We start from the raw sequence: 15,362 nt of genomic DNA on the forward strand, positions 1-15,362 counted from the left end.
AGCGCCGTCTGGATAGCGAGGTTTACGGGACATGTCACTGACTCCCAACGAGGCATATGCGGCAAAGCAGCCGTTTGTGGACAAGGAGACGCTCGAGCATATCGTCGAGCAATTCTCCACGCCGTTTCATCTATACGACGAGGCGGGCATCCGCCGCAACATGCAAGAAGTGCGCGACGCCTTTGCATGGAACCCGGGCTTTAAGGAATACTTTGCCGTCAAGGCCAACCCCAACCCGGCGCTCATCTCCATTCTCAACGAATACGGCTGCGGCTGCGATTGCTCGAGCTATACCGAGCTCATGATTGCCCGCTCGCTGGGCATCACGGGACACGACATCATGTTCTCGTCTAACGACACGCCAGCTGCCGACTTTGAGCTCGCCGACAAGCTGGGCGCCATCGTCAACTTTGACGACATCAGCCACATCGAGTTCTTTGAGCGCGTCGCAGGGCCCATTCCCAAGACGGTCAGCTGCCGCTTTAATCCGGGCGGCCTGTTCCAGCTCTCCAACGGCATCATGGACAACCCGGGCGACTCCAAATATGGCATGACCACCGAGCAGCTCTTCGAGGCCTTCCGCATGCTCAAGGCCAAGGGCGCTGAGGACTTTGGCATCCACGCATTCCTTGCCAGCAACACCGTCACCAACGACTACTACCCCAAGCTTGCGCGCATCCTCTTTGAGCTTGCAGTGCGCCTGGAGCGCGAGACCGGCGCACACGTCGCCTTCATCAATCTATCCGGCGGCGTCGGCATCCCCTACCTGCCCGAGCAGCAGGCCAACGACATTCACGCCATCGGCGAGGGAGTGCACGCGGCATACGACAAGATCCTGGTTCCCGCCGGCATGGGCGATGTGGCCATCCGCACCGAGATGGGCCGCTTTATGATGGGCCCCTACGGCTGCCTGGTCACCAAGGCCATCCACGAGAAGCAAATCTACAAGGACTATATCGGTGTCGACGCAAGCGCCGTCGATCTGATCCGCCCTGCCATGTATGGCGCCTACCACCACATTACGGTGATGGGTCAGCCGGGTGGCGCCGACAAGACTGCGGCACCCGTCACGGACACGTACGACATCACGGGCAACCTATGCGAGAACAACGATAAGTTCGCCATCGATCGCGAGCTGCCGCATATCGACATGGGCGACCTGCTCGTGATTCACGATACGGGTGCGCACGGCTACTCCATGGGCTACAACTACAACGGACGCCTACGCTCCGCCGAGGTCCTGCTGCGCCCCGACGGCTCGGCCGACCTCATCCGCCGCGCCGAGCGCCCGGGCGATTATTTTGCCACACTCGATGTGCTGCCGTGCGGCCGAGAGCTGCTGGCCAAGTCGCGCGCCGAAAGTGCTCGCCGTCGCGCTCAGGACGAGCGCTTGGCCGTCGCCGCCCAATGGAATAAGCGCATCCAGATCGCGGAAGCGAAGGTGAAGAACATGGATATCCGCAACCTCGAGGGCTCAATCGTCGCCCTTGTTACGCCGTTTAAAAAGGACGGCAGCGTCGACTTTGAAGCACTCGAGCGCCTTATCGATTTCCACCTGCAAAATGGCACTGACGCCATCCTCACCCTGGGCACCACCGGAGAGAGTGCCACGATGACCGACGACGAGGACAACTCCGTTGTCGCCGCAGTTGTCAAGCAGGTTGCGGGCCGCGTCCCCGTCATCGCCGGCTCGGGCTCCAACTCCACGCAGACCATGCTCACCAAGTCGCTCACCTACCAGGGCCTGGGTGCCGATGGTCTGCTGCTCATTACCCCCTACTACAACAAGTCTAACGAAGAGGGCATCTACCAGCACTTTAAGACCGTGGCCGACGCCGTGGACATCCCCTGCATTCTGTACAACATCCCCGGCCGCTGTGGCTGCGGTATCAGCGAGCACAACGTAGAGCGCTTGGCCGCACACCCCAACATCATGGGCATCAAGGAGGCCTCGGGCAACGTCGCCTACGCGGCCAAGATCGCCCACCTGCTGTCCGATGACTTCCGCATGTACTCGGGCGAGGACGCCCTCACCGTGCCGCTCATGAGCCTGGGTGCCTCGGGCACCATCAGCGTGTGGGCCGATGTTCAGCCGCGGCTCGTGCACGACATGTGCCGCGCCTATCTGGACGGTGACGTGGAGCGCGCCCGCGATATCCAGATTGCCGGTCAGCCGCTCATCAACGCCCTCTTTAGCGAGGTCAACCCCATCCCCGTCAAGGAAGCGCTCGCACAGATGGGTATGATCGAGGCAAACTACCGCATGCCGCTGTGCCCCATGGCAGACGACACACGCGCTGAACTTACCGATGCTCTGAAGGGAGCTGGTCTGCTTGATTAAGACCGTCATTATGGGAACGGGCCGCATGGGCTCGCTCATCCGCACCACTGCCGAGGGTATTGTCGATACCGCCGGACAGCCCGTTTTCGACATTGTGGCCCAGATCGGTTTTGACCTGTCTGAGCTCGAAAGCGCCCCGGCAGCCGACGTCATCATCGACTTCTCGAATGTCGTGACCTTCGATGCCGTCGTTGCCTATGTCGAGCGTACAGGCGCGGCACTCGTTTCCGGCACCACGGGTTATTCGCCTGAGCAGATGGACCGCCTGCGCGAGCTGGGTCAGAGCGCCCGCGTCATGCACTCCGGCAATTACTCCATCGGCATCGCTGCCCTGCGTCATCTGGTGGCACAGGCCACGCGTGAGCTGCCCGGCTTTGACTGCGAAATTGTCGAGACGCACCACAACCAAAAGGTCGATGCCCCCAGCGGCACCGCCAAGCTGCTGCTCGACGCCGTGGTCGAGGCCGAGCCTGAGGCTGGCTATCATCCTGTCTACGGTCGCGAGGGCATGTGCGGCGCTCGCAATCCCAAGGAAATCGGCATGCACTCGCTGCGCGGCGGCACCGTCGCCGGCGTGCACGAGGTGAGCTTTTTCGGCCAGGACGAGGAAATCACGCTTAGCCATCGCGCCACGAGCCGCCAGATTTTTGTCAACGGCGCTCTGGCCGCCGCTCAAAAGCTCGTCGTCCGCGACCCTGGCTTCTACACCTTCGACCAGGTCATGTTTGCCTAACCAGGTATCAACCAAATCCACCCAAAGGAGAAACAGCATATGAGCAACGCAGCTGAGATGGATGCACAGGAGATTATCAACTACATCGCCACCGCGCCCAAGAAGACGCCCGTCAAACTGTACGTACGCGAGAAGCCGGGCATGAAGGTCCAGTGGGGCAATGCGCACGTCTACGGCGGTCGTCGTGGCAAGACCGTCTTTGGTGACTGGGATGAGCTTAAGACCATCCTGGTCGCCAATGCCGATTCCATCGACTACTACGACGTAGAGAACGACTGCCGCAACTCCGCCGTGCCCATGCTCGACCTCAAGGGCATCAACGCCCGCATCGAGCCGGGCGCAATCATCCGCGACCGCGTCGAGATCGGCGATCGCGCCGTCATCATGATGGGTGCCATCATCAACATCGGCTCCGTCATCGGCGAAGGCTCCATGATCGATATGGGCGCCGTGCTGGGCGGCCGCGCCACCGTGGGTAAGAACTGCCACATCGGTGCCGGCACCGTGTTGGCAGGCGTCGTAGAGCCCGCCAGCGCCACGCCCGTCATCATCGAGGACGATGTCATGATCGGCGCCAGCGCCGTGGTCCTGGAGGGCGTGCACGTAGGCAAGGGCGCCGTCGTTGCCGCCGGCGCCGTGTGCGTCGAGGACGTCCCCGCCGGCGCCGTCGTGGCCGGTGTCCCCGCCCGCGTCATCAAGATGCGCGACGAGAAGACCGACAGCAAGACCGGCCTGGAAGAGGACCTGCGCCAACTGTAATAGTTACGGCGTTTTACCAAACGCCGTAACGACTCGACGCTACAAACGCCCCAGAGCGGCAATCTGACGTTCAATCGTCGGGCATGACCAAAAGGTCAATGCCCTCCTCTTTCACGTCACCTTGCTCGCTCTGGGGCGTTTTCGCTGATTTATGCTCAACCAGTAGCGTAATTAAGCCCCGAGTAAAAAGGGCCGAAGCCCTCATCCGAGGCTTCGGCCTTTGTTTTTTGCAGCGTCCAGGCGCAGTTTATCGATTCTCGATGCTGCCGATGTTTTTGAGCTCGATGGAGATGAGGCCGTTGGGCTCGTTGACGAACTCGATGTACTCGGAGTTCGAGCCCATCTCGGCCGGGAAGCTAATCTCGATGCCCGTATCGGTACGAATCTTATGATTGCGCACCGCCGCGCGCTCGACCTGCTTGCGCTCCACGGGAACGCGCTCAGGAACCTTCTCCTCGGTCAGCGCCGCGCGCACGCTTTCCTTGATGACCGGCTCGTCTTCAAAGACCTCGTCAACGATATCCCAAGGCGGCAGCTCCTCGTCGTCTTCGACCTTTTCGGCGACAGCTGCCTTAACCTTGGCGAGCGCCACGGCCGTGTTAGCACCGTGCTCCTCGGCAACTTCCTCGACTACACGCGTCACGGTATCGATGACCTCCTTGCCCGATACGCCCGTGTCGCACTGCAGCAGGCCATCGGGGATAAGCATACGGTCCTCGCCGGCAATCTTGCGCTTCTTGTCCACATAGCCGATCTCCATGGTGCTCGCGCGCACGATGGCATAGCTCGGCACCTTTTGCGAGGGGTTCGGCAGAATGGCGTAGTGGCGCGCGATGTCGTTGCGCACCTCCCCCTCCTCGCGGCCCACCTCGTGCATAAAAGCCTGCTTGGAGCCCAGCAGCATCACGGCAAACCAGCGGGCATCCTCATCGTCGTCAAAATCGGCCACGAGCACGTCAGTCGACTCGGCTTTCTCGGCCTTGGTGAGTTCGGAAGAGATGAACTCCGCAATCTGCTGCGACAGGTCCACGAACTCGCGCTCGCCAAAGAAATAGCCCTTGAGCTCGCCGCCAAACGCAGAGTTCTCGGCAAACGTGGCGCGTTTATTGTCGGCCGAGGTACGTGCGCGGCGCAGATGCGTGGTCACGAAGTTGCGCACGGTACGGCTCTCGATATCGAGCTCGCGCTGGCTCATGACGTTGACGGCAGAGTCAAAGTCCAGGATATGCAGAATCGCGTGATTGATTTTCATATACGGCATTCCGTTCTAGATCGATTTCGGCACGAACCAGTATAGCGGTCGATCCCGCCCCAGACGCATCGAAGATTGGTGCATCGGGGTCAGGTTGCTTTGCACCAATGGCTAGCGCAGGAGCTCGGACTGCCATGCCTCGAGCTGCTCGGCAAAGCTCTTGCCGCTCGTGGGTACGCTGGGCTCGGGGCGCTTGGGCAACAGCGCGCATTTAAGGATTGCCACGATGGTCTGCGAGACAAAGCGTCGCGTATCCTTGTCAAAGCCTTGCGCAGCCTGGAGCATCACGGGCAGGCTCTCGCGCAGATTCCCAGCGATATCCGCAAACCGCTCAGCACCCGTAGCCTCAAACACGGAGAACAACGCATCTACAAAACGCTCGCGCTCGCTAGGCGACACTGCAAGCAGCATCTCGCGAATAGAGCCATCAACGTATCGAGCACCGGCGGACAGGCGCTCACAGTACACGAAGTCGCGACCATCAACCACCCAGCTAAAGGGATTGTGTTGCAGCAGGCTGAACTCGGTGCTCTCAACGATGGCATAGTCCTCCTGTGTCTCGAACATCATGCCAAAGATCGACGACCGAGGTAGCGTCTTGTCGATTCGACCGGAAAGATCGGCAAAAGCCTTGCCGTTCAGAAACTCCTCGACGAAGCCCGGACCATCATGGGAATACGCCCGCTCGATTCGCCCACGGGCGGCATCGGAGCACATCGCCGCACCGTACACCGCAAGGTTTCCACCCTTGGAATGACCTCCGCACAAAAGCGGCCCACCAATCGCATCCGCCGCCTCGTCCACATAACGCGCCGCGGATTCCTGGGCCGGCACAGGACACCGGAACGCCATGTTAAAGTCCTCTTTCCAGCCCACAATCGTGCTGTCGGTCCCCCGGAAGGAAAGATAACTAAACCCCGCCGGAAATCGGAACGTCATAGCCGCAAATTGTTCCGTCGTCTCGGCATCACTCACGGTACGATAGCCGCAAACACGAACGCCACGGTAGCGAGGGCTTGCTGCCACGGCCTCCAACAAGGCCCTGCTCCCCTCCGGATCCCACAGGTCGCCAATCATGTCCCGGTAGCACTCGGCACGCAGCAGCTCGCGTACGTCTAGGCCCTGCCAGTTCGTCAGCTCCGCCATATCACCCGGCAAACGCAAATAGGACAACCACGCAAAGACCAGGCTATCCACCGCGCAGAACGGCCGTTCCTCAAACGGATCAAACGCCGTCTGGGCATAGGTCAAAAAATTAGGCGAATCCGACATGGCTCTCCCATCAACAATGGCGCATTGGGATGGTGCGTTGGGGTCAGGTTGCTTTGCACCAAAAAGGCGCCCGGGCCGTGTGGACCCGGACGCCTTCATTGTAGCTTTTCGCTCTGGCGAGCTCGATTTAGCAGGAGAAGTCGACGCTGTCGATGATGTCCTTGAGGGCCTTGGCGGAGGCGGTAAGCTCATGCTGCTCGTCATCGTTCAGCGGCACGGGAACGCGGCAGACAACGCCGTCACGGCCAACGACGGTCGGCATGGAGATGGCAAGGTCGGACAGGCCATACTCGCCCACCATGAGCGAGGAGACGGGCAGAACGGTCTGCTCATCGCGCATGACAGCGGTGCAGATGCGCTTGACGGCCATGGCGACACCGTAGTAGGTGGCGTGCTTCTTCTCAATGATGGTGTAAGCGGAGTTCTTGACGTCCTCGGCGATGCGCTTCTCGGCAGCCTCATGCTCCAGATGGCCGTGAAGCTCGCAGAAGGTGTTCAGCGGCACGCCGGCAACCTGAGCGCTGGACCAAGCGACAAACTCGGAGTCGCCGTGCTCACCCATGACATAGGCCTGGACATCGCGCGGGTCGACCTCGACATGGGCACCAAGCATCTGCTGCAGACGGCCGGTGTCGAGCACGGTACCGGAACCGATGACGTGACCCTCGGGCAGGCCGGACATCTTGATGGCGGCGTAGGTCAGAACGTCGACCGGGTTGGAGACGATGAGTAGAATGCCGTCGAAGCCAGACTTCTTAATCTCGGGAATAATGGACTTAAAGATGCTGACGTTCTTGTTGACCAGGTCCAGGCGGGTCTCACCGGGCTTCTGGGCAGCGCCAGCGGTGACGACGATCATGGCAGCGTCGGCGACATCGGAATAATCGCCGGCGTAGATCTTCATCGGCTCGGCAAACGTCATACCGTGCGCGATATCCAGGGCCTCACCCTCGGCGCGGTTCTTGTCCACGTCGATGAGGACCATCTCGGAGAACAGACCACTCTGCATCAACGCAAACGCCGAAGACGAGCCGACGAAACCGCAGCCGACAATAGCGACCTTCTTCTCATTAACCATTAGAAACTCCCATCTCGCTCCACAAACAAACCGCCCGGGAACGACCCCGAGCGGCTTGTCGTAATCCCAATATATCCAATCGGGACTTTGATTATGCTCCTATTCGCAGCCAAAAATCGACCGTTTACCGAAATTATTTGCAGGATTCGTAAAATAACTGCACGAAATCGGTTTCGAGCTATTGACGCACCGAAATAGGTTTCTAATACAGGCCCGCCTCGCGAATGGCCTCGACAGCCAAAGCGATCTGATCGGGCGGCAGCACCAGCGCCATGCGCACGTGCCCCTCACCCGAAGGGCCAAAGCTCGCGCCCGGCGTCACCACAACGCCGGCCTTCTCCATGAGCTCCTCGCAAAACGCCATGGAATCGGTGCGACCACCGGGAAGCTTGGCCCACACAAACATGGAGCCATGCGCGTTGGGACGCTCCCAGCCCAAGCCCTCAAGACCGTCGCACAGGGCATCGCGGCGCACCTGGTACTTCAGACGCTGCGCCTCGACCTCATCGCGCGGACCGTTGAGGCACGCGATGGCAGCCTTCTGGATCGGGAAGAACATACCGAAGTCGATCTGGCCGCGCAGCTTGGCAAAAGCCGAGACCACATCCTCGCGACCGACCAAAAAGCCGATGCGCGCGCCGGTGACGTTAAACGACTTAGAGAGCGAAAAGAACTCAACGCCCACCTCGAGCGCGCCGGGATACTGCAAAAAGCTTCCGCCCGGCTCGCCGTCGAACACGATGTCGGAGTACGCGTTGTCATGGACGATGAGCAGGTCGTGCTCGCGAGCAAAGGCGATAATCTCCTCGTAGACCTCGGGCGTGCCCACCGAGCCGACCGGGTTCGCGGGCAGCGACACGATCATATACTTGGCACGATCGGCAACCTCAGGATCGATACCCGCCACATAGGGCAGGTAATTATGCTCGGCGACCAACGGATAGTACTCGAGCTTGGCATCGGCGATCTTGGCACCCGCCTCAAAGACCGGATAGCACGGATCGGGAACCAGAATGGTGTCACCCGGATCGAGCAGGGCCAGGCCCAAATGGCCCACGCCCTCCTGCGTGCCGTTGCACGACTGCACCATGGACGGCGTAATGCCCGAAACGCCAAAGCGACGCTCATAGTAATCGCACACGGCTTGCTTAAGCTCGGGCAGGTCGCGCAGGGCATACTTCCACATCTCGGGATCTTGGGCTGCCTGCGCGAGCGCCTCGACCACGTGGTCGTACGGCTTAAAGTCGGGCGTGCCCACGCTCATGTTGTAAATGGTCTTACCCTGAGCCTTCAGCGCGAGAAGTTTATTGTTGAGCGAGGCGAAGACCTCTGCGCCAAAGCGGTCGAGACGCTGCGATGCCTGCATGGTGCCACCTTTCGATATAAAAAACGCGGCGCTCCGACAAGAGCGCCGCGCGATACGGGCCATCAGATTGCAAAAGTGTAACGCTTGCGAACCCCGTATTGGTTCAATTTAGCCAACCTTAGTCAATTGGATTGAGCGCGTCGATCTGCGCAAGCCACAGATGCGAGCTGGCGTCACTCGGCATACGCCAATCGCCGCGCGGGCTGAGCGTCACCGAGCCCACCTTGGGACCATCGGGCAGGCAGCTGCGCTTAAACTGCTGGGCAAAGAAGCGACGGTAGAACGTACGCAGCCACGTGTGGACGGTCTTGGCGTCGTAGACGTCCTCGAAGCTCTTGAGCGCCATGCGGTAGATCTTGCCCGGCTCAAAGCCAAAACGCAGCAGGTTGTAGAGGAAGTAGTCGTGCAACTCGTACGGGCCCACCAAATCCTCGGTCTTCTGCGCAATCTCGCCGTCGCCCGTGGGCGGCAGAAGCTCGGGGGACACCGGCGTATCGAGGATATCGAGCAGCACCTCGGCAATACGCCCGCCAAAGACATCAGCCGCATAGCGCACCAGATGACGCACAAGCGTCTTGGGCACGCTCGCGTTGACGGCGTACATGCTCATGTGGTCGCCGTTGTACGTGGCCCAGCCGAGCGCCAGCTCCGACAGATCGCCCGTGCCGATGACAAAACCGCCAGCCTGGTTGGCCAGATCCATCAGAATCTGCGTACGCTCGCGGGCCTGGCTGTTCTCGTAGGTCACGTCCTGCACGGTCGGATCGTGCTCAATGTCCTTGAAGTGCTGCTCCACGGCCGCGTGGATCGAAACCTCGCGGAAGCTCACACCTAGGTCGCGAGCGAGCGACTCGGCATTCGACTTAGTGCGATGCGTCGTGCCAAAGCCGGGCATGGAAACCGCCGTGATACCCGTGCGTGGCAGCCCCAGTGCATCGAAGGCACGCACGGTCACAAGCAGTGCCAGCGTGGAGTCCAGGCCGCCTGAAAGACCGATGGCAGCTGCCTTAGTACCCGTATGGGCAAGGCGGGTCTTGAGGCCGGCAGTCTGCAGGTCGAGAATCGTCTCGCAGCGCTCGGCTAGGTCGCCATGGTCGGCCGGTACAAAGGGCGCGCGCGGGAAAACGCGGTCGATATCGCAGGCATCGCGCAGGACAGGTTCGTCTGTCAGCACGCCCTCAAAAGAGAACTCAACGGTCGTGGCCTCCGGCGCATCGTCCGCGCGCGTCCACGTCGTCGAGCGACGGCGCTCGGCAACCAGGCGGTCAAGGTCAACATCGGCGACGGCCATATCGCAGGTAAGCAGTTTAGTCGCGGCGAGCTTGGAGCCGTTTTCGTAGACGAGGTTCTCGCCCGCAAAGACCATGTCGGTCGTGGACTCGCCCTCGCTCGCATCTGCATAGGCATAGGCGCAGTACAGGCGCGCGCTTTGATTAGAGATAAGGCTGCGGCGGTAATCTGCCTTACCGATAATCTCGTCCGAGGCCGACGGGTTGAGAATCACCGTCGCACCGGCAAGCGCCATCTCGGTCGAAGGGGGCGCCGGCACCCACAGGTCCTCACAGACCTCAACGCCCAGCACCAGGTCCTCGGCGCCCTCATCACAGCAACGGTAGACAAGCCCCGAACCCAGCGGGACCGGACCCTGACCGGCAAATTCAACCCACACGGAATCCGCAGGCGCCGGAGCAAACCAACGACGCTCATAGAACTCGCCATAGTTGGGCAGATACTTCTTGGCCGTGAGGCCCAAAAGCTCGCCCGCGCAGCACACGGCGGCACAGTTGTAGATATTCTCGGCAACTGCAACGGGAAGGCCGATGGTAAAGACAATCGGCAGCTCGCGAGTTTCATCGAGAATATGTGCCAGTGCGGTCTCGCAGGCATGCAGTAATGTGCGGTTATGGAACAGATCGGCTGCGGTATAGCCAGTCAGATTAAGCTCGGGCAACACCAACGCACGAACGCCACACTCGGCAGCATCGCGAACAGCCGCCAGCACAACCTCGGCATTGCCCTCGACATCGGCAACGCGAATCTGCGGCGACGCCGCCGCCACACGCAAAAAGCCGTCAGACTGAGAAAGGTGAAGATCCATAAGAATGCTCCCGTGCGTAGACGCCATTCATAACAATTAGCAAGCTCTATTGTAGTTCAACCGCCGGGCGCAACCGCATCCCACCAACTTGGTGAGCTATTGATAAGTTGATGGTATCTGTTAAATGTCACGTACGATTCACATCTGGTGGGTACCCTGATGGCTACACGAAACGAAGCAGATTTACACCGGGAGGACCCCGTATGACAACCAAGTACACTGACGCGCCGCGCACGCGCGTCATGACACCGGCATCGCTCAACAACGGCGTGCACGAGAACCATTCCATCGGACAGACCATGGCCATTGCGCCCAAAAAGGGCCTTTTCGACGACATTTCCATTCCCCAGATCATCGCCGGCGCCGCAGCTGCCGCCACGAGCGTCGCGCTTGCTTCCAAGATCGGCATTGCCGGCTCGGTGATTGGTGCCGCTGTGAGCTCAGTCATCACTGTTGTGTCCTCGCAGGTCTATCGCCACTTTATCTCCGCCAGCGCCGAAGCAATCAAGAGCACGCACGCCGCTGTCGACTACCCTGCCGGCGCCTACGAGCCCGTTGAGCCCAATGTCGAGGAGCACCTGGGCGGCGCCGCGACTACGCAGGAGATGCGCCAGATTGCGGGGCGCGCGACCACGGCGCGCGTCGCCCCCAACAGCCTGCGCGCCAAGGCCGCTGCAGAGCGCAGCCAGACGCAAAAGAAGGTCATCGTCTTCTCGATCGCTATCGCCATCGTCGCGGTCATCGCCTGCGCCGGCGCCATCCTTATCACCACTGCCGGTGAGGGTCTGGGCGAGCGTCCCGAGCCAATCCTGTCGTCGCGCACGACCGAGAGCGATGCAAATGGCAACACCCAGTCGCAAGATCAGCAGGCACAGACGGACGATACGCAAGACAGTTCTACCTCTGCCAATTCGTCCTCGAACACCCAAAACCAATCGCAGGGCGTCGATTCCTCTGCGAACAACAGCGGCACGCAATCCGGCACGACTGACTCAAGCCAAACGACTGACGGCTCTCAACCGAGCACGGGCGACCAGGCGAATGGCAATACACCGAGTACGGGATCTACCGACAACAGCAACACCAACAGCTCGAGCGGAACCGCGTCCGGCACGGCATCTGACAGTTCAAGCCAAGGCACGACATCGGGCAACTAGGCACTGCATCCCCAGATAGGCAACCTGTACAACGGGCGCGAATCGACAGCGGTTCGCGCCCGTTTGCCTTGGGCGCCGTCATGGCGAGCGCCATGCGATGGTAAGATGCTTTACATGTGTAAAGAGGAGATTTGCCATGAGCAAGACAATAGTTAGGCCCATGCTTTCGCTGGGCAACCACATCTATCTGTATCGCCTGCTGCGCGATGCGATTGGGTGTGGCAAGCAAACGTTTATGACGCAGGTCGAAGAGGCTCTCGCCGTTGGCGACATGACTGCTTATGACCTGGGCTTCGAGTCCACGCGCGAGTTGCTCGAGGAACTCGACGACTGCATTAAGCTGACTGTCTTTAAGGGCGGTCGCCTGTATGCCACGGTCATCGCCAACGAGGCATGGGATGCCGCACTTGCCAAGGGCGAGGACAAGCCCAAGGCTGCCAAGGGAGCCAAGCAGTCCTATAAAAAGAAAAAGCGCGGCGAGAAGGACCTCAAGGCTGTACGCCCCAAGCACGTTAAGCGTCCCGAACCAGAAGCCGCGGTTGAAGCTGTGCCGGAGCCCGAGCCCGAGACAGAGATCGAAGTCGCTATTGAGGTGGCAGCAGAAGCCGAAACCGAAATCGCCGCCATGACCGATCCCGAAGTCATGTCAGAACAGGAAGCCGCTGCGGAGCTCAACGAGGCTCCCAAGTCGACAACCGAAGAAGCCGCTGACCAATCCGAGACGCCTGCGTTCCAAAACAGCGATGTCTTTGGCGACGAGGCCGAGGACAATCAACCCGACGAGTCCGCCGATCAAGACGCTACCGAGTCGACGCCGGAACCCGAGACGCCGCAGCCTGCCATCTCGCTTACGGTCGTCTATGACCCCGAGAACGCCAACGCTGGCATCACCACCATGGCATCCACGCCCATCGAGGCAAAGTCGAGCGTCGAGAATGAGAACGCGACGCAGGTTGAGGTTGAAACCGCAGTTGCAGACGCACCCGTCACCGTGAAGCCCGCAGATTCCGAGATCAAGCCGAAAGTAACGCCGGAGCCCGCACCCGTCATCGAATCCATGCCCGCCGCCGCTTGCGACCAAATACCCGCATCCGCACCGGCTTCGCTACCCGCAGCGGCCCCAGCCCCCGCACCTGCAGCGCCCGCCATCCCCAAGGACTTCCCCGTCGATTTCGCAACCGAGGTCTTCTGCCCCGGCCCGCTTCTGCACCAGTTGTCGACCTATCTCCCCTACGGCGCCGACACGCTCGGCATCGTCGGCGAGTACTACTGGATCGCCCGCGAGCGCGGTACCATCGAGGCCGCGCGAAACCGCGCAAGCTTCCCCCTGCGCTACACGCAGGCCGGCGAGCGCCACGAAGTCACCGTGCGCATCCGCCGCAACACCACCGGCGGTCTCGGAGCCACCTGGGCCATCGATAAAGTCGAACCTTCTACCAGGTAACAAAAAGGGACGATAACCCTCAAGGTTATCGTCCCTTTCTCATTAGGTCACCTGAGCTCGACTAATCGCGCGTCAGCTTGCGGTGAATACGATGCGGCTGGGCTGCGTCCTCGCCCAGGCGCTCGATGCGGTTGGCCTGATAGGCCTCGAAGTTACCCTCAAACCAATACCAGTTGCCCGGGTTCTCATCGGTGCCCTCCCACGCCAGGATGTGCGTGGCGACGCGGTCCAGGAACATACGATCGTGGCTAATGACCACCGAGCAGCCCGGGAACTCGAGCAGCGCCGCCTCGAGCGAGGACAGCGTCTCGACGTCGAGGTCGTTCGTGGGCTCGTCGAGGAGCAGCAGGTTGCCGCCCTGCTTGAGCGTAAGCGCCAAGTTCAGACGGTTGCGCTCGCCACCGGAGAGTACGCCAGCGCGCTTCTGCTGGTCCTGGCCCTTAAAGCCAAAGCTCGCCACATAAGCGCGGCTCGGAACCTCGGTCTCGCCGACCATCATGTGGTCCAGGCCGTCCGAGACGACCTCCCACAAGTTCTTATCGGGGTCGATGCCGGAACGGTTCTGGTCGACATAGGAGATCTTGACGGTCTCACCCACCTCAAGCTCGCCCGAAGTCAGCGGCTCCAGACCCACAATCGTCTTGAACAGCGTGGTCTTACCGACACCGTTGGGGCCGATGACGCCCACGATGCCGTTGCGCGGCAGGGTAAACGAAAGGTCGTCGATGAGTACACGGCCATCGAACTCCTTGTGCAGATGATGGGCCTCGAGCACCTTGTTGCCCAGACGCGGGCCCACAGGGATGCGGATGTCGGTCCAGTCGAGCTTCTGGCTTGCGCGGGCCTCGGCCTCCATCTCCTCGTAGCGAGCCAGGCGGGCCTTGTTCTTGGCTTGGCGAGCCTTGGGCGAGCTGCGCACCCACTCGAGCTCGGCCTCCATGCGCTTGGCGAGCTTGGCATCGCGGTTACCCTGAGCCTCGATACGGGCGGCCTTGGTCTCCAGATACGTGGAGTAGTTGCCCTTGTAGGGATAAAGGTGACCGCGGTCGACCTCGCAGATCCACTCGGCAACGTTATCCAGGAAGTAGCGATCGTGCGTGACGGCAAGCACCGCGCCCTGGTAGTTGTGCAGGAAGTGCTCGAGCCACAGGATCGACTCGGCGTCCAGGTGGTTCGTGGGCTCGTCGAGCAGCAGCAGGTCGGGAGCCTCGAGCAGCAGCTTGCACAGGGCCACGCGACGGCGCTCGCCGCCGGAAAGCACGTTGACCGGCATGTCGGAATCGGGCAGCTGCAGGGCGTCCATGGCCTGGCCGAGCTTGGAATCGATATCCCAGCCATCGGCGGCATCGATCTCGTCCTGGAGCTTGCCCATCTCGGCCATGAGGGCATCCATGTCGCAATCCGGGTCGCACATCTCCTCGCCGATCTTGTTGAAGCGATCGACCTTGGCGATCATATCGCCAAACGCCATGCGCACGTTCTCGATGACGGTCTTGTCATCGTCGAGCGGCGGCTCCTGCTGCAGGATGCCCACGGTGTAGCCGGGGGTGAGCCTGGCATCGCCGTTGGAGACCTCCTCGATGCCGGCCATGATCTTGAGCAGGGTCGACTTGCCCATGCCGTTGGGACCCACGACGCCGATCTTGGCACCGGGGTAGAAGCTCAGGGTCACGTCGTCAAGGATCACCTTGTCGCCATGGGCCTTGCGAGCCTGATACATCTGGTAGATAAACTCCGCCATATGTCTGTTCTATCCTTTCTACCTGCTGTTTCCCTATTCTTGATTCGCTTTAGTGGAAACGAAATGAGGGAACCAGCTCTGAAACGTAACGAAAAAGGGGCATGGTTGCCCACACCCCCTA

At 60.8% G+C, this 15,362-nt stretch carries 11 protein-coding genes; 5 read left to right on the plus strand and 6 right to left on the minus strand.

Annotation, left to right across the window (positions count from 1 at the left end; translation table 11 throughout):
* The first annotated feature begins 31 nt into the window (after positions 1–31).
* From dapA to dapD, 3 genes are read left to right on the plus strand one after another with little or no spacing between them, the layout of a single operon-like run.
* Positions 32–2,341, plus strand: a complete 2,310-nt coding sequence (gene dapA, locus DXD39_RS10345) for a 4-hydroxy-tetrahydrodipicolinate synthase (RefSeq protein ID WP_117803840.1) — start codon at positions 32–34, stop codon at positions 2,339–2,341.
* Entirely contained in the window at positions 2,334–3,074 is a 741-nt protein-coding gene (gene dapB, locus DXD39_RS08740; RefSeq protein ID WP_233541159.1) for a 4-hydroxy-tetrahydrodipicolinate reductase, read from the plus strand. Before dapA ends, dapB begins: the two co-directional genes overlap by 8 nt.
* 39 nt (positions 3,075–3,113) lie before the next feature.
* Positions 3,114–3,833, plus strand: a complete 720-nt coding sequence (gene dapD / locus DXD39_RS08745) for a 2,3,4,5-tetrahydropyridine-2,6-dicarboxylate N-acetyltransferase (RefSeq protein ID WP_117803841.1) — start codon at positions 3,114–3,116, stop codon at positions 3,831–3,833.
* Positions 3,834–4,080: 247 nt separating this feature from the next.
* Here dapD and DXD39_RS08750 read toward each other — a convergent pair whose 3' ends face one another.
* The 5 genes from DXD39_RS08750 to DXD39_RS08770 all read right to left on the minus strand — a co-directional run bounded on the left by DXD39_RS08750 (position 4,081) and on the right by DXD39_RS08770 (position 10,899).
* Positions 4,081–5,085 carry a nucleoid-associated protein gene (locus DXD39_RS08750; protein ID WP_022094136.1) on the minus strand — a complete coding sequence of 335 codons (1,005 nt, stop codon included), beginning with the start codon at positions 5,083–5,085 and terminating at the stop codon, positions 4,081–4,083.
* Positions 5,086–5,196: 111 nt separating this feature from the next.
* On the minus strand, positions 5,197–6,357 hold the full coding sequence (locus tag DXD39_RS08755; RefSeq protein WP_117803842.1) for a DUF2974 domain-containing protein: 1,161 nt from the start codon (positions 6,355–6,357) through the stop codon (positions 5,197–5,199).
* A gap of 127 nt (positions 6,358–6,484) precedes the next feature.
* A complete protein-coding gene (locus tag DXD39_RS08760) occupies positions 6,485–7,435 on the minus strand; it encodes an L-lactate dehydrogenase (RefSeq protein WP_089573042.1) in 951 nt (316 codons plus the stop codon).
* A gap of 202 nt (positions 7,436–7,637) precedes the next feature.
* The gene (locus tag DXD39_RS08765) at positions 7,638–8,801 is read right to left on the minus strand and encodes a pyridoxal phosphate-dependent aminotransferase (protein WP_117803843.1); all 1,164 of its coding nucleotides are present in this window, start codon (positions 8,799–8,801) and stop codon (positions 7,638–7,640) included.
* A 118-nt stretch (positions 8,802–8,919) separates the two neighbouring features.
* Positions 8,920–10,899 carry an NAD(+) synthase gene (locus tag DXD39_RS08770; RefSeq protein ID WP_233541160.1) on the minus strand — a complete coding sequence of 660 codons (1,980 nt, stop codon included), beginning with the start codon at positions 10,897–10,899 and terminating at the stop codon, positions 8,920–8,922.
* Between the two features lie 203 nt (positions 10,900–11,102).
* On the opposite strand from DXD39_RS08770, the gene DXD39_RS08775 reads away from it, so the two are divergent.
* Entirely contained in the window at positions 11,103–12,056 is a 954-nt protein-coding gene (locus tag DXD39_RS08775) for a hypothetical protein (protein ID WP_117803845.1), read from the plus strand.
* Positions 12,057–12,192: 136 nt separating this feature from the next.
* Positions 12,193–13,500 (plus strand): hypothetical protein, encoded by a 1,308-nt coding sequence (locus tag DXD39_RS08780; RefSeq protein ID WP_147347920.1) that lies wholly within the window; start codon positions 12,193–12,195, stop codon positions 13,498–13,500.
* A gap of 61 nt (positions 13,501–13,561) precedes the next feature.
* On the opposite strand, the gene ettA is transcribed toward DXD39_RS08780, so the two are convergent.
* Positions 13,562–15,241 carry an energy-dependent translational throttle protein EttA gene (gene ettA, locus DXD39_RS08785; RefSeq protein ID WP_055251458.1) on the minus strand — a complete coding sequence of 560 codons (1,680 nt, stop codon included), beginning with the start codon at positions 15,239–15,241 and terminating at the stop codon, positions 13,562–13,564.
* Between the last annotated feature and the right edge of the window lie 121 nt (positions 15,242–15,362).

The sequence above is a fragment of the Collinsella sp. TM04-29 genome (assembly GCF_003466565.1).
Taxonomy (GTDB): domain Bacteria; phylum Actinomycetota; class Coriobacteriia; order Coriobacteriales; family Coriobacteriaceae; genus Collinsella.

Bases quoted from the DNA above. Each gene is read 5' to 3' on its own strand.
- dapA (WP_117803840.1), top strand. From the start codon at position 32: ATGTCACTGACTCCCAACGAGGCATATGCGGCAAAGCAGCCGTTTGTG.
- dapD (WP_117803841.1), top strand. From the start codon at position 3,114: ATGAGCAACGCAGCTGAGATGGATGCACAGGAGATTATCAACTACATC.
- DXD39_RS08750 (WP_022094136.1), bottom strand. From the start codon at position 5,085: ATGAAAATCAATCACGCGATTCTGCATATCCTGGACTTTGACTCTGCC.
- DXD39_RS08755 (WP_117803842.1), bottom strand. From the start codon at position 6,357: ATGTCGGATTCGCCTAATTTTTTGACCTATGCCCAGACGGCGTTTGAT.
- DXD39_RS08760 (WP_089573042.1), bottom strand. From the start codon at position 7,435: ATGGTTAATGAGAAGAAGGTCGCTATTGTCGGCTGCGGTTTCGTCGGC.
- DXD39_RS08765 (WP_117803843.1), bottom strand. From the start codon at position 8,801: ATGCAGGCATCGCAGCGTCTCGACCGCTTTGGCGCAGAGGTCTTCGCC.
- DXD39_RS08770 (WP_233541160.1), bottom strand. From the start codon at position 10,899: ATGGATCTTCACCTTTCTCAGTCTGACGGCTTTTTGCGTGTGGCGGCG.
- DXD39_RS08775 (WP_117803845.1), top strand. From the start codon at position 11,103: ATGACAACCAAGTACACTGACGCGCCGCGCACGCGCGTCATGACACCG.
- DXD39_RS08780 (WP_147347920.1), top strand. From the start codon at position 12,193: ATGAGCAAGACAATAGTTAGGCCCATGCTTTCGCTGGGCAACCACATC.
- ettA (WP_055251458.1), bottom strand. From the start codon at position 15,241: ATGGCGGAGTTTATCTACCAGATGTATCAGGCTCGCAAGGCCCATGGC.